General features: G+C 52.8%; 11 protein-coding genes. 10 read left to right on the top strand and 1 reads right to left on the bottom strand.

The annotated features are described in order from the left end of the window. The first annotated feature begins 188 nt into the window (after positions 1–188). The 9 genes from PGR91_RS04700 to PGR91_RS04660 all read left to right on the top strand — a co-directional run bounded on the left by PGR91_RS04700 (position 189) and on the right by PGR91_RS04660 (position 10087). Complete coding sequence (locus PGR91_RS04700) at positions 189–665, top strand: pyridoxamine 5'-phosphate oxidase family protein (protein ID WP_101571619.1); 477 nt, start codon at positions 189–191, stop codon at positions 663–665. Positions 666–678: 13 nt separating this feature from the next. Further along, complete coding sequence (locus PGR91_RS04695) at positions 679–1185, top strand: flavin reductase family protein (protein WP_055201738.1); 507 nt, start codon at positions 679–681, stop codon at positions 1183–1185. Between the two features lie 171 nt (positions 1186–1356). After that, positions 1357–3552: a BACON domain-containing protein gene (locus PGR91_RS04690; protein WP_101571139.1), complete on the top strand. Its 2196-nt coding sequence runs from the start codon at positions 1357–1359 to the stop codon at positions 3550–3552. Positions 3553–3887: 335 nt separating this feature from the next. Further along, positions 3888–4343 (top strand): 50S ribosomal protein L13, encoded by a 456-nt coding sequence (gene rplM, locus PGR91_RS04685; RefSeq protein WP_055201734.1) that lies wholly within the window; start codon positions 3888–3890, stop codon positions 4341–4343. Between the two features lie 5 nt (positions 4344–4348). Next, positions 4349–4735, top strand: coding sequence for a 30S ribosomal protein S9 (gene rpsI / locus PGR91_RS04680; protein WP_055203430.1), 387 nt, complete (start codon positions 4349–4351; stop codon positions 4733–4735). Between the two features lie 168 nt (positions 4736–4903). Continuing rightward, positions 4904–5764 (top strand): 30S ribosomal protein S2, encoded by an 861-nt coding sequence (gene rpsB, locus PGR91_RS04675; RefSeq protein WP_118458486.1) that lies wholly within the window; start codon positions 4904–4906, stop codon positions 5762–5764. Between the two features lie 26 nt (positions 5765–5790). After that, the gene (gene tsf / locus PGR91_RS04670; protein WP_101571136.1) at positions 5791–6609 is read left to right on the top strand and encodes a translation elongation factor Ts; all 819 of its coding nucleotides are present in this window, start codon (positions 5791–5793) and stop codon (positions 6607–6609) included. Between the two features lie 353 nt (positions 6610–6962). Continuing rightward, complete coding sequence (locus PGR91_RS04665) at positions 6963–8315, top strand: phosphodiester glycosidase family protein (protein WP_118656341.1); 1353 nt, start codon at positions 6963–6965, stop codon at positions 8313–8315. Positions 8316–8554: 239 nt separating this feature from the next. Beyond that, positions 8555–10087, top strand: coding sequence for a hypothetical protein (locus PGR91_RS04660; RefSeq protein ID WP_270399212.1), 1533 nt, complete (start codon positions 8555–8557; stop codon positions 10085–10087). A gap of 284 nt (positions 10088–10371) precedes the next feature. Here PGR91_RS04660 and PGR91_RS04655 read toward each other — a convergent pair whose 3' ends face one another. Beyond that, positions 10372–13548 carry a UvrD-helicase domain-containing protein gene (locus PGR91_RS04655; protein WP_118656337.1) on the bottom strand — a complete coding sequence of 1059 codons (3177 nt, stop codon included), beginning with the start codon at positions 13546–13548 and terminating at the stop codon, positions 10372–10374. A 92-nt stretch (positions 13549–13640) separates the two neighbouring features. On the opposite strand from PGR91_RS04655, the gene PGR91_RS04650 reads away from it, so the two are divergent. Beyond that, the gene (locus PGR91_RS04650; RefSeq protein ID WP_101571128.1) at positions 13641–14327 is read left to right on the top strand and encodes a GIN domain-containing protein; all 687 of its coding nucleotides are present in this window, start codon (positions 13641–13643) and stop codon (positions 14325–14327) included. Positions 14328–14371: the final 44 nt, after the last annotated feature.

Raw genomic sequence — 14371 nt, 5'->3', positions numbered from 1 at the left:
GATAATGATTTATTGCGAGTGCGAAAAACGGAAGATGCAGATCGGCGTTTTTTGCGATTTCCGGGACGGATTTTTTGGGGATTCTTCAAAAAAATTCCCCCAAAGATATCGGATTTAGAACAAGTATGTTTAAACTTGCACAAACAAGGAAGCCGGATGTTTCATTAAATGTCGGATTTATGGGAGGATTGTTTAGAGAAATCAGAAGAAAAGACCGTGTTTGGGACGACGGGCGGGCCTGGGAATTGCTGGCCCGAGGCGAATACGGTTTTCTGTCGCTGTGCGGAACGAACGGTTACGGTTACGGAATCCCGATCAGCTATGCGCTGTCGGGAAAAAGCGTCTATTTTCATTGCGCGCCCGAAGGGTACAAACTGGAGTGCGTCCGGGCGAACAATCGGGCGTGTTTCTGCGTCGTCGGGCATACCCGGATCATTCCGGAAGGGTTCACTACCGAGTACCGGAGCGTGATGGCGTTCGGAACGGTCGCCTGCTCGCTGCCCGAATCGGAACGGCTGTCGGCCCTCGATCTGCTGGTGGATAAATACAGCGCCGATTTTAAGGATATCGCGGCTAAATATATCGCCGGATCGTTTCACCGGACCGAGATTCTGAGGCTGGATATCGAGCACCTGTCCGGAAAACATAAAGAACTGCATAAATAAAATCTGATCGTCTATGGAAAAAATCGATCCCGCCTGGATTACCGAAAATTTTATTTCGCTGATCGGCAGAGAATGGATGCTCGTCACGGCTGGCGATGCGTCCCGTTTCAACACCATGACCGCCTCGTGGGGCGGGGTGGGGTATCTGTGGAATAAGCCCGTGGTGTTCGTATTCGTTCGTCCGGAACGGTATACGTTCGAATTTATCGAACGCTGCGACTGTTTTACGCTGTCGTTCCTGTGCGAGGAGTACCGGGAAGCGTATAAAGTTTGCGGTTCCCGTTCCGGGCGCGATACCGATAAAGTGAAGGAAGCGGGGCTCGTCCCGTTCGTTACGCCGTTGGGAAACGTCACCTTCGAGCAGTCCCGCCTGACGCTGGAGTGCCGGAAACTGTACACCGGGATAACCGCCGAGGAGCGGTTTATCGATAAGAGTATTTACCGGAAGTGGTACGGAGGGTCCCAGGGCGGAGACCATCGGTTGTACGTGGCCGAGATCGTGGACAGTTGGATCAAGTAAGCCGTCCGTCCGCTGTTTTCGCCGGCTTCGCACGAATCCCCGTTCCCGGAAAAAGTGTTGTTTTTACGCTTATTTGTTTGGTTTATTAAATAAAAAAAGATAAATTTACAGACAGAAACGAATTGTTTAACCAAAAGTCAACTTTAACGATTAAAAAACTACTTGATTATTATGAAAAAACTTTTGTATGCGGCTTTATTCGTCTTGGGGGCTACGGCTTTCTGGCAATGTGACGATCCTGAATGGGAATCTGCGGCGATCGGAACGTGGGGCGCGCCTGAAGTGTCCTTCCCGATTGCAGGCGGGTCCACAGCAGTGAAATTTACGGCGACCAAAGGATGGTCCATTTCCATCGACTATCCGGAAGGGGCGATTCAAAAAGATTGGTGCACCGTATCTCCGATGAGCGGCGGCGCAGGAGACAATGAAATTACCATTACGGCTGCCCAGAACGAGACTTTCGAGGATCGTACGGTCGACGTCGTGGTGCATTCCGGTTCCGCTTCGAAAGTTTACAAGGTTACGATGCCGGCGAAGAACGAACTGGCGGCCGAGGTTCACGAGTTCAAGGATCTGTCTTATGAAGAGCAGATCATCGAAGTGCCGTTGGTCAGCAACGTCGAGTACAAGGTGAATATCTCGGCGGAAGCGCAGGAGTGGATTTCGCAGGTGGAATCGAAGGCCGAGCCGGTGAAAGACACGCTCTATTTCAAGATCGAAACTTACCGGACGGGGCTTCTCCCGCGCGAAACGAGCATTACGCTGACCAACACGGCGCTGGGGGCTTACGAGCAGATCGATATTTCGCAGAATCCCGGCCCGACCCTTGTCGTAGATCCGGCGCTTTCCGAAATCGACGGGAAGAAACAGGAGGTGACCGTTTCGCTGGTATCGAGCGCTGCGTGGAAATTGACGCAGGAGGAAGCGACTGCTTGGTGTAAGTTGACCGGGACCGGTCCGGAAGGAGAAAAAGGCGAATATGAGTTGGTCTTCTCGGTTGAGGAAGCGCTTACCAAGGCACGTACCGCCGTATTCACGCTGACGGCCGACACGATGGTGCGAACCATTACGATCCAACAGACCGAACTGGGCGTTGAAAACGGAGCCTTTATTTATAAAGGGGATGCAGCGACGTATTCCAATCCTTCGGTATTCGAAAAGAGCGGCAACCTGATAGGGCTTTATACTTATCCTTATAAGTTGAGCGCTTCGCAGGCTGAATTGTGGGCTGCCAACTCAGGCGTTACTGGCGGAGAGTTCAGAAAGGGAACCTTATACGTGCATTTCGTGCTGGATCTGCCTGCTAGCAATATGAAGCAGTCTATCCGTGGGGAAGGTTGGGGAAGTACTAGCAAAATGGTCTTCAAGTTGTACCGTTGGGATACCGATTACAACACGACGCTGGCCGGTGATCCGATCATTACCAATACGATTCCGTACACCGAAGGTAAGCACTACGATATGCTGCCGAGCGGCAAGACCGTAGCTCCGGGCGAATATATGCTTTCGCTGGAAGCCACCGATATCGATATCAATAACCCGCAATACTGGTCGTGGGGTAAGGCGAATGAAGAGTTCGTCAAAGGGGCTTGGTGCGGAAAAGAGGAAATGACTGCTAATTTCCCCGAATTCTATTGCGTTTACGACACGAAGGTGAACGGTTCGGGACAGGTGGCCTGCAAAACTTCCACCGACCTGGGCAAAACGTGGAAAGATCAGGCCGACGAATCTTTCGCGGCTCTCAGCAAGAAATGGCTCGGCGATTATACGGTCGCTTCCAATTTCAATATCACGACATTCGACGGTTATTATTACGTGACTTTCGATAAGGCCGGTGATAAGGGTATTTGCGTAACCCGGTGTAAAATAGCCGGCGGCGATTGGGAATCGTGGAACGGTTCGGGCTGGTCGGCCGACGGAAAAGCTACCGTATGGACGAGCTCGACCCCCGTTTCGCTGGTCGGGAAAGACGGAGCCGTGTACGCTTATTATATGGACGGCGACAATGTGGTGTCGGTTAAATACGCCGGCGGCGACAACTGGCCGGCTTCCGGACAGCAGAGCGTAGGCTACGCGTTCACCGAAGACGCTCCTGCCGAAATCGACGTGAAATACCATGCGGGCAGCAGCGAATATGTTGCGACTTACGTGACCGCCGACCGCGAAATCGGGACGCTCACATCGACCGACGGCGTTCGGTTTACCGTAGCCGATCCGCTGCCGGTAGATTCGTACTACCTGTGGGCCGGCGCTTCTGGCGTGCGTTATGCCGTCGATGCGGCTACCGGTACGGTGAAGGCGAAATCTTACATCTCCTATAAACGTGGAGAAGGTACGAAAGGATTGTATGCGTTCCCCGAGAAATAGCATACGTTCGTAATTCCTAACGAAGAGGAGGTTGTCCGTCGGGATAATCTCCTCTTCCCTTTTATTCGGATCGCCTGCCGGGGAAATTCCGAAAAAACGGGTGCGCTTTTGGTGCGATTCCGTAGGGTGCGCCCCTGTCCAGGCCTGCGCCGGACGGGAAAAATCCGTGCATAAAAACGAACGGGACGAATCCTCTGCGGCGGAAATCGGGCAATCGCCCGGAAGAAATGCGAATATTTTTTTGTTTTCGGAAAAATCACTATCTTTGCAAGCCCGTAAAAGCGGGCACGGATCACATAATTAAACAAGTATTAATTTTTTAAACCTTAAAAACAGTGGAGTCACTAAGCTACAAGACAATCTCCGCCAACGCTGCGACCGTCACCAAGGAATGGGTTTTGATCGACGCAACGAACGCGGTATTGGGACGTCTTGCCGCCCAGGTAGCCAAAATCCTGCGCGGAAAAGACAAGCCGAGTTTCACTCCTCACGTTGACTGCGGTGACAATGTCATCATCATCAACGCCGAGAAGGTGAGACTGACCGGGAAGAAGCTCACGGACAAGGAGTATGTCCGTCATTCGGGCTATCCGGGAGGCATTCGGTTGACCACGCCTGCCGAATATCTCAAAAAAAATCCCGAATTCATTATCGAGAAAGCCGTGAAAGGCATGTTGCCCCGCACGCGTCTGGGGGCTGCGCAGATGCGCAACCTGAAGGTGTATGCAGGCGGCGAGCATCCGCACGCCGCTCAAGCTCCGAGAACAATCAATTTAAACGAGATTAAGTAATGAGTATGGAAGTTGTAAACAGCGTTGGACGTAGAAAAGCTGCTGTAGCTCGCGTTTACGTGAAACCCGGAAAAGGCAACATTACGATCAATTCGAAGCCGCTGGCTACCTATTTTCCGTTGGAAATTTTCCAGTATGTCGTAAAACAGCCGTTGCTGGTTACCGACAATACCGAAAATTTCGACATCACGATCAATCTGGATGGCGGCGGAATCAAGGGTCAGGCCGAAGCCGCCCGTCTCGGGATCGCCCGTGCACTCTGCGAAATCGATGCGGAGATGCGACCGATCCTCAAGAAGAACGGTTTCATGACGCGCGACCCGCGCGAGGTTGAACGTAAGAAACCCGGACAACCCGGAGCACGTCGCAAGTTCCAGTTCAGTAAACGTTAATCACTGCGTTCACCGGGCACAGAACGGGAACAAATACCGGAGACTGCGATTTTCGTACTACTCTGTTATTGCCCGTCTGCGGAAAACCGCGGGGATTGTCCAGGACACTACCGCCGCGGTTGATGTAAAGAGAATTTTAATCAGAGATTTATTAACGATCAGAAAACAATGTCAAGAACTGATTTTAATCAATTGTTGGAAGCCGGAGCCCACTTCGGTCACCTGAAAAGAAAATGGAATCCCAAAATGGCTCCTTATATTTTCATGGAGAAAAACGGGATTCACATCATCGACCTGCACAAAACGGTGGTAAAGGTCGATGAGGCTGCCGCAGCCCTGAAGCAGATCGTCAAAAGCGGTCGCCGCGTGCTTTTCGTCGCTACGAAAAAGCAGGCCAAGGAGGTTGTCGCAGAAAAAGTATCGACCGTCAACATGCCTTACGTCACCGAGCGTTGGCCGGGCGGTATGCTTACAAACTTCCCCACTATACGTAAAGCCGTCAAGAAGATGGCTACCATCGATAAATTCACTGCCGACGGAACCTACAACAACTTCTCCAAACGCGAAAAGTTGCAGATCAGCCGTCAGCGCGCCAAACTCGAAAAGAACCTCGGTTCGATCGCCGATCTGACCCGTCTTCCGGCGGCTATTTTCGTGGTCGACATCCAGAAGGAAGCCAATGCCGTGAAAGAGGCGAAACGTTTGAACATCCCCGTATTTGCAATGGTTGATACTTGTTGTGATCCGACAGATATCGATTATGTGATTCCCGCCAACGACGACGCGACCAAATCCATTGCCGTAGTGCTGGATGCCGTTGTCGGCGCCATTGCAGAGGGGCTGACCGAACGCAAGCTGGAAAAGGAAAAAGAGGCTGCCGAGGCTCCGAAAAAAGAGGAAAAAGAGGCTAAGCCGCGTATCCGGAAAGTAGCCAGAGCCGAAGCTGCGAAAGCGGAAGTTCCAGCCGAAGAAGTCGCTGCCGAAAGCGGAGCTGCGGAAGCTCCTGCCGAAGAGGCCGCCGCCGAGTAATGACATTTTAATAAAAACAGAAGATCATGGAAATAAAAGCTGCTGATGTCGCCAAACTTCGTAAAATGACCGGTGCAGGTATGATGGACTGCAAAAAGGCATTGATCGAAGCCGATGGCGATTACGACAAAGCGCAGGATATTATCCGCGAGCGTGGAAAGTTGGTTGCCGCCAAGCGCGCCGACCGTTCGGCTACCGAGGGGGTGGTCGTTTCCAAAATCGTGGGTCAGAAAGGGTATATGCTTTGCCTTGCCTGTGAGACCGACTTCGTGGCGAAGAACTCCGAGTTTTCGGCGACCGCCAATGAAATACTGGATATAGCCATTGCCGCCGATGCCGCCGATTTGGAGGCGCTGAACGCCGTGGCTGCCGACGGACGCACCGTTGCCGACAAAGTGACCGAGAAATCGGGCCAGACCGGCGAGAAGGTGGAACTGGTTTACTACGCGAAGATCGAAGCTCCGATGTGCGTAACCTACATTCATACGAACCACAAGCTGGGTACGTTGATCGGGTTCAACAAGGAGATCGGGATGGAAGTCGCCAAGGACGTTGCCATGCAGGCTGCGGCTATGGCTCCGATTTCGATCAGCCGGGAGGATTGCGATCCGGCGGTGATCGAGCACGAACGTTCGATCGGCCGCGAACAGGCCCGTCTGGACGGAAAGCCCGAGGCCATGTTAGATAAGATCGCCGAAGGAAAGGTGAATAAGTTCCTGACCGAAAATACGTTGTTGAGCCAGCCGCTGGTGAAGAACAACAAGTTGTCGGTGGGCGCTTATATCAAACAGGACGATCCGCAGGCTACGGTCGTCGCTTACAAACGTTTTTCGCTGAACGATTAATCGTTTCGGCGGGATTTCATGTACGGCCGGACACCGATCGGTGTCCGGCCGTATTTTTTTGATGACAAAAATGCATATTTTTGTTGTCCGTTTCGAATAATGAATTATTTTTGTCCGAAAGAAGACCCCGTATTTTGCGATCGGTTTCGTGAAAAAGGCGGTTTTATAGTCCGATTTTATCGGAAAGAATAGGGAATTTGGTTGAATGAATGAACCAGGGGAAAGTCTCGCTATTTTTATTTCGGCGGGTAAAATAATAATACAAGTTATTGCCGGATTAAAAAAAAAAGTTTAACTTTGGTTTTGATTTGAAGCCAAATTAATGCATTATACTAAATTAAAAACCTTGTTTTATGAAAAAGTGCCTACAACTTAGCGTTTTACCTCTTTTATTGTCGGCAGTGCTTTTTTGCTCGTGTAAGGACGACAATCCGGGGAATCCCAACCCGATCGTCGACGCTTCCGTGCAGGATGCAGAAGTGACAATCGATCAGGCAAACAAAAGGATTGATGTTCTGTTCTACGAATACAATCCGCTCTCGGCCGTCGAGATCACATTTAAGTTCGTCGATGGAGCTTATCTGTATACGCCTCTGATGAAGAATCCGGCTACGCTGGATCTGTCGAACACGAAGTACGGTTCGACGATCGTCGTACAGACGGGCGACGATCTGGTGTATTACGACGTATACGGCGCAGTCGATTACCCGATCATGGGGATGGTCGCTACCGCCGATGACGGAGCGATCGAAGGACGTGTCGTATTCGACCAGAGTACGCGTGAAATCACGGTCGAATTCAACTATGTGATCGATCCGACGAAGGTCGACTGTTCGTTCACGTTGAGTCCGAAAGGCGGCAAGTTGATCGGCTTGACTAACCCGTGCGTTTTGGATATGTCGAAAGACCAGACGATCACTGCCCAATCGGATAGCAGCGGTACGGTTACTTATAAACTGAAAGCGGTGGAGAGTGCGGACGCTTCGATCGTTCCCGACGGTTGGGAAAAAGTGTCGGGCTATACCATGCCTTCGTATATGGCGCTGTACAAAACCAATATGCTGTATGAAAACGAAGCTTATGTGCTTGTTGCGGATAAGCGGGCCAAATTCTCCGTGCTGAGTAACGGTTACAAATTCCTGACGACCCTTCCCGAATTTTACCAGCAGGATCCTACCGCGACGGTGATTATCAACGGCAGTGCGACCGACGATATGATCGTTGTCGACGGGCAGGTGATCAACCAGGGCCGGCAAACGACTACTGCGGGTTTCGGCGTAACCAAGGCGGGGACGATTCTGATCGGCGATAATTTTAAAGTCGAATGGGATAAGGTTAAACAGAACGATAGCACGGCACACTATGCGATGTATGCAGTTCAGTCGTTGATTGAGAAAGGTACCCTACAGGATGGACTGGATGCCGAAACCAAGGATGCGCGTGCCGCCATCGGGGTTACTTCCCGCGGATATTATGTATTCTTCGTTTGCCAGAAATACACTTCGTCCGGTATTACGGTGGAGCAGCAACGCGATATCATGGCCGACTGGGCATGTTATTACGCTGTCGGTCTGCAGGGCGGATCGGGTTCGTGTATGCTCGTCGGAGGGCAACGGACGATCTATTCGTCGAAGACAGATGCGTCTACCGGACTTACCGATAAGGATTACTACAAACCGGTCGGATGCGTAGGAGTCCTGAAATAATCGAGCTATAGAGATTCGTCGGAAAGAGGATGCAGTGTCTGAATTGCATCTTCTTTCTGTTTTGCACAACAATATCACAAAGAGAAGGAAAATAAGTTTAAAAAGTCCTTTTTTGTGTTTCTTTGTCGAATTAAAACGAAAATGGCTTGCAAAGTTGAAAAAATGATTTATTTTTGATTCTAAGCTACGACAAGGATTATACCTTGTGACATTAAAAAAACCTTATTGATAATTTGTCTATGAAAAAGTATTTACAACTCAGCGCCTTATGTTTGATTGTATTGGCGGCGGGCATTTTCAGTTCCTGCAAGGACGACGAGTCCGGCTCGTCGAGCCCGTTGCTCGGGATGTCCGTGCAACTGGCTGCGGCGGACAGTACCGTTTCGACACGGATCAATATCGATCATGCCAACCGCCTCGTGACCGTTTCGCTCAGCCAGGAAGCGCGCGATCTGAGTCATGTTCTCTGTACGTTCGACCTGGTCAACGGTGCGTCTCTTTATACGCCGAGCGTTACGAATCCTGTCGAGATGGATCTGAGCGACGTAACCGGCGTAAATATCCTTACGGGCGACAACATTGTTTGCTATAAGATCGTAGCGGAAGTGGACAGCCCGATCAAGGAGGTGAAGGCGTCTTACGGAGGAGTCGAAGCCGTAACGAGTCTCGACAAAAAGTCTCGTTTGATCAATGTTTATTTCGGCAGCGATCCCGTGGACTTCACGCAGGTTCAGGTGGAATTCGTGATTTCGGCGATCTCGTCGATGGTCGATCCTACGAGCACGAATCTAACGATGGATCTGTCGGCCGATACGACTTATGTGAAGGTTCAGAACGACCTGGTGGGTACGGCTACCTACAAGATGATCTGCTGGAACGATCCTTCGGATAACAATCTTGCGATTAAGCGGAGTGCGGACGTGGAAGTCACCGACAACGGCGGCGGCAGCTATACGCTGAATACGACGGGTACGGCTCCGACCGTCTCTACGTCGATGTTCCCGGTATCGGCCGGTTCTGTGGTTTCGTTCTCGTACAAGGCAACCAAAGCGATCGGTCGCCCGAGGTTGAGTCTGGATGTGAATAATAAGAAATTGCAGATGCTCGGTTACGAGATGAACCAGGCTGACGATTGGACGGAATATGCCGTAGATTTGGGCGGCGTTTACTTCGATATGGGATCGGAACTTGCACCGGGTTATCCGTTAACGCTCTCGTTGGGCAGCGAATCCGGCGTAACGATCGAGATCAAGGATATCCAGGTACGCGAAAAGAACTATGAAGAACAGATGTTCGCCGACAACGCTTATTACTTCAAGTTTGAAGACGGCAAGACCGGAAACAATTTGAAGGTGAACGATGTGACTACGGATGAACAATTCCTTACCTATAAGTTCACTCCGAGCGGCACTTCCGATCCGTATGTTTCTGCGAAGAGTCGTGAAAAAGCGGTAACGATCAATGACAATCAGATCTATTTCGAATACAAGAGCGAATCACCGTTCGAACTACAGTTGTTCTGGCAGGCAGTAGCCGATTCATGGAGCGGCCGCGCCGGGTATATGCTTCCCGTTTCGGATGTTTGGGTTGCCGTTCATATGGATTGGACGGATCAGGTGAAGAGCATCTTTACGACCAATCCGACGGCCGGAGATGCGGGAGCTCCGTTCCGCTTCGACTTGGAAGACCTGAAAGATCATAGCGGCGGAATGATTGCTAACGTACCTATTTACGTTCGTAACCTGAGAATAGGTCAAAAGAGTTACGAATAGTTCGGACCGGAGGTCCCGTTAATATTCAAAGAAAGCGCTGCGACAAATGCCGCAGCGCTTTCTTTTTAGTTCGCGAACGTTTGCAAGGAATCCTATCGGATATAAGCCGGCTTCGATCATCATGATTAAGACCTTCGAGAGCATAACGGTACCGTTTCGGGCGATTTCCGATTTGTAGGTGGGATCGGGAAGAGGTGGGCAAGGGGGAAGCCGTTTCCGTACCTTGTCGCTATTGGTTCTGCTGGGAGGAGTTGCCGGCGTAGGAGCGGTTGCTTTAGGCCCTTCTAACCTACCGCGTTTGCTGCGACCCGTTCGATCTCCTGGAGTTCGACATACCACAGGTATCCCGTTACGGAACGGTATCCCATATCCCGGAGCAGCCGCATGTAGGCTTCGATTTGCCGGGTGTGTGCCGTTCGTTTTTTGCGTCCGAATTTGTAGTCGATCACGACGGCTTCGGTTCCCCGGGTCAGTACCCGGTCGGGTCGCCGTACGGTCGGGGCGTTCGGGACGAGAATCGTATTTTCGTTCCGTACGGCGCTCCAACGGCTGTCGAACCACGACGCGATCAACGGATCGTCCAGCGCTTTGTCAAGCAGGGCCTGTACCTGCTGCGCTTCGTTGTCCGACAGAAGACCGTTTCGGCGCATCTGCTGCAGCCGGGGCATGATCTCCGTGCGGTCTGCGACCTGTTCGAACAGCCGGTGCATGAGGATGCCGTGGTCGCGCAGCGACGGGGCAGGAGGATCGTCCTGTTCGAAATAGCGTTGCGAACTCAGCCTGAATTTCAGTTTGCTGTGGTTTTTCTCTACCGGGTAGGAGGCCGGGTAACCGGTGGCGGCATGTTCTTCTGCAGAGGAGACGGCAGGAGTGCCGAAATCGTAGGTCAGTCCTTGTTCCGTTTCCGAAAAATGTCCCTGAAGCGTTCCGATCTTCGCATTGCCCTCGCCGTCGGTTTCGATGGAACCGAGAATCAACTGGTGAATGCGCGCCGTGTTCTCCTGCGCGCTCCGGGGGAACTGGATGTGCAGTTCCTCTTCGGCGCGGGTCGCCGCCACGTAGAACAGGTTGATGTTATCGATTTGGGCGAGAACCGTTTCGCGGAAATAGGCTTCCGAAAAGTAGGATTCGGCCAGCGCTTTGTTCCATTCGAGAGGAACGTGCTCCAGTGTGTCGAACGGAGCTTCGGGGCTTCGGGCCCACAGCAAACTACCCGTTTTGGGTTGCAGGCTCCAGTTACAGTAGGGAATACATACGGCTTTGTACTGCAGTCCTTTGGACTTGTGTATCGTGATGATATTGATGGCGTCTCGGTTGCGCGGCAGGTGGATCGATTGGGTGCGTCCCGATTCGTCCCACCATTGCAGGAAAAGCGGGATATCGGCGATCCTGGAAGTTCCGAATGCGTGGATCTGTTCTTCCAGCGCCTGTATGTAGGCGATCTCGTCTTTTTTCTCCGCGAGCCGGTAGAAAAGGACGATTTCGCTGAACGCTTCTTCGAGGGAAAGCAGCCGCAACCGGCCGATCCATGCGCTCTCGTCCGGCGTCGGCGGTTCGTCCAGGTTGCGCCCCAGGTAGCGGTTGTAGAAAGCTATGCGGATCCTGTCGTCCGGAGACGATGCGATTTGCAGTACGGCGATGATGAAGCCGACGGTGTCGGAGTTGCCTATTTGTAGGGCTTCCTGCGTAACGACGTCGTAACAGTACGGCGTGTCCGGGCGGGAGGCCTTGTAGTCGAGCAATTGCCTGGCTACGGCTACGCCCTGGGCGTTGGTGCGTACCAGTACGGCGATGTCGCCGGGCGCGTAACCGCGCCGTTGCAGTTCTTCGACCGTTTCGATGACCGGCGTTCGCGCCGTTTCTTCTTCCGGCGGATCGTATGCCGTGATCCGGACGTATCCGGCCTGCGGAGCGCGGTGCTGCTTTTGTTTTAGGTCGCTGTAAGCTTCCGCCAGCATGTCGGTCAGTTCGCGGCGCAGGGAGGCCGATATGGTTCCCTCCCCGGCGGACGCGTCGAGCAGCCGGTTCAGCGATTCGTTGGCCGACCGGACGCACCGTTCGATCAGGTTGTTGTTGAAGGCGACGATCGTTCCCGAACTGCGATAGTTCGTGTCCAGAGTCTGCTCGGCGATCTGCCCGAACGCTTCGCGGACTTTCCGTCCCAGAATCTGCCAGTCGCCGCCCCGCCACCGGTAGATCGACTGTTTGACGTCGCCTACCAGCAGGACGGGAAATTCGTCCTGCTGCGCCACGGCGTTTTCGAGTAGCGGGACGAAATTCTGCCACTGCTGCGACGAGGTGTCCTGGAATTCGTCGATCATGAAGTGCGAGAACGTATTGCCCGTTTTTTCGTAAATAAACGGCGTATCGTTGCCGGCGATCAGCTTGTTGATGATCGAGTTGGTTTCGGAGATCGGGATCAGGTGCTGTTCGGCGCAGACTTCCGCGATCTTTTCGTTCAGGTTGTTCAGCAGCGCGAAGCTGCGATAGTTGGTTTGCAGCAGCCGGGTCGTGTTCAGAAAACGGAAATTGCGGTCGAACGTTTCGCAAAGCCGCCCGAACAGTCCGCGCAGTTGCGGAACGAGGCTCAATATCTTCGCTCGGTGCGGCGATTTGGCGCTGACCCATTTGTCGTCCGAACCGAGGGCGTCCTGCACGCGTTTACCGTAAGGGACGATCTCCCCGTTGTTTATCCGCGTCAGGTAACCGGTGCAGCCTTGGCGGCCGTAGGCGAAATCTTCCGGACGCAATCCCGCGTCGGCGATCACCGCCAGCGCTTCGGAGGCGGTTCGCCGCATTTCGTCTTTGACGGCCCGGCTTCGGGCGATCGCCTCGCCTACGACGGCCGTCAGCTTTTCCGGCGTGACCGGTTCGCTTTGCAGTGTTTTGTACTGTTCCCTGAAAAGTTCCCTGCCTAAGGCGACGATTTCGCTGCGAACGTCCCATTTGCCGTTCCGGTCGATCTGCTCCTCGGCGAAACGGACGATCCATTTCCGCAGTTTGTCGTCCGTGGCGATCGCTTCGATCAGACGGTCGGCGGCCGTATCGAGCAGCGGATCGGTTTGCAGTTCGAGGTTGAAGTTGATGTCGATGCCCAGCTCTTTGATGAACGAACGGATGATGCGCTGGAAAAATTTATCGATCGTGACGATGGTGAAATGGCTGTAATCGTGCAGTATTCGGGTGCGCGCTTCCCGGGCCCGCCGACGGATCGTGTCGGGGGGCAGTTCCAGGTCGCGCACCAGTTCGGGCAGGTATCCGTCCGGCGCGCCGCAGGCCAGGCGGTTGATCTCGCTGATGATCCGTTGTTTCATCTCCTCGGTAGCCTTGTTGGTAAAGGTGACGGCGAGGATATGCCGGTAGCGTCCGGGATCGCGAATCACGTTGCGGATATAGGCGTAGGCCAACTGGTAGGTTTTACCGGAACCGGCCGAAGCTTTCAGGATTTTGATATTTCCCATGTAACAAAAAAACGCTTGTATGCGTTAAAGGTATAGAAAAGATTGATAATCTCGCATAAAATAGTATTTTTGTATCATAAAAACCGGATGCCATGAAAAAGTTTTTGGCGCTGGCCGTGCTGATGGGAATTGCAGTGTTGCCGGCTTTTGCACAACAGGAGATTAGAAGCGAGGGATCGCTGGATTTTTCGAAAGCGGATCTGAGCGGGAACCTGACCGTGAAGATGATTCGATCCGACACGGCGCGGATTGCGATCAAACTGCAGGATGCGGAGATCAATCGGTTGAATTGGGGCGTTAAGGACGGTCTGCTGACCGTTCGGCTGAAACCCGGGATGAACGGCAAGGGTAGCGCCGACGTGACGCTCTATTACGACAGCCTGTCGTCGGTGAAAGTTTCCGGAGCCAACGTATCGGTTGCGGGGGTATTGTCGGCCGTTATGCTGGACATAGACCTGTCGGCCGGAGCGACTTTCGGCGCCGAGCTTGCGACGAAAGACACTTATATGAAAGTAGCCGGCAATTCGGTCGCCAACGTGACCGGAACGACGAAATATTTTACGCTCGTGGCCGGGGCCAGGTCGAAGGTGGATTGCCGGGCGCTGACGGCCGAAGATGTGCGCGTCGAAGCCGGATCGGCTGCCGAAGTTTATGTGAACGTGACCGAACGTCTTCAGATGACTGCCGATACCGGGGCCGCGATTTTCTACAAGGGTTCTCCGGAGATCCTCCGGTCTTCGTCGAAAATGCTGGGAACGATCAACAATATCGGGCAATAAGGATATTTCCGGTTGCCGAATGGAATTTACGGTGCCGTCCGGTT

The organism is Candidatus Alistipes pullistercoris, assembly GCF_027665465.1.
Taxonomy (GTDB): Bacteria; Bacteroidota; Bacteroidia; order Bacteroidales; family Rikenellaceae; genus Alistipes_A; species Alistipes_A hominis.
This window is presented reverse-complemented; position numbering and strand designations above follow the sequence as displayed.